General features: G+C 43.4%; 2 protein-coding genes. Both read left to right on the top strand.

What is annotated here, in order from left to right; translation table 11 throughout:
• The coding region (locus tag ACFINZ_RS10685) for a 50S ribosomal protein L18 (RefSeq protein ID WP_375701505.1) at positions 1-173 on the top strand (173 nt) is incomplete at its 5' end.
• Positions 174-290: 117 nt separating this feature from the next.
• On the top strand, positions 291-744 hold a 454-nt coding region (gene rpsE, locus ACFINZ_RS10680), incomplete at its 3' end, for a 30S ribosomal protein S5 (protein WP_375701504.1).

Here is a 744-nt window from a genome sequence, read left to right as displayed (position 1 = left end):
CGTTAAAAAGTGGTTCTGATAAAGAAGCTGCCTTTGCTGTTGGTAAATTAATTGCTGAGCGTGCCAAGAAAGCTGGTGTTAATGAAGTGGTTTTTGATCGTGGTGCCTATGTTTACCATGGTAGAGTAAAAGCTCTGGCTGAAGCTGCTCGTGAGGGTGGTTTAAACTTCTAAGGTACCTTATTTAGGAGAAATTGAGGTAAAGAAATTTTAGGGCGTTTCGTTTAAGTTCCTTTGCTTTGATAATGGGACTGTGTTAACGTGCTTCCGGAAAAGAAAAAGGAATGAGGAATGGCACAAAAAGAACGTAGTGAGCGAGATGAACGTGAGAGTGAATTTGTCGATAGGCTTGTTCATATCAATCGTGTTGCTAAGGTTGTAAAGGGTGGTCGGCGTTTTGGTTTTGCCGCCCTTGTTGTTGTTGGAGATCAAAAAGGACGTGTGGGGTTTGGTCATGGTAAAGCACGTGAAGTGCCAGAGGCAGTTCGTAAAGCTACAGAATCTGCGAAGCGTGGGATGATTTATGTTCCACTTCGTTCTGGACGTACTTTGCATCATGATCTTGAAGGTCATCATGGAGCTGGTCGTGTTTTATTGCGTTCTGCTTCTGCAGGTACCGGTATTATTGCTGGGGGACCAATGCGGGCTATTTTTGAAACCCTTGGTATGCAAGATGTTGTTGCAAAATCACTAGGGTCTTCCAATCCTTATAACATGGTGCGCGCAACTTTTGATGCATTAAAAC

Source organism: Bartonella sp. AA81SXKL, assembly GCF_042196945.1.
In the GTDB taxonomy this organism is placed as follows: Bacteria; Pseudomonadota; Alphaproteobacteria; order Rhizobiales; family Rhizobiaceae; genus Bartonella.
This window is presented reverse-complemented; position numbering and strand designations above follow the sequence as displayed.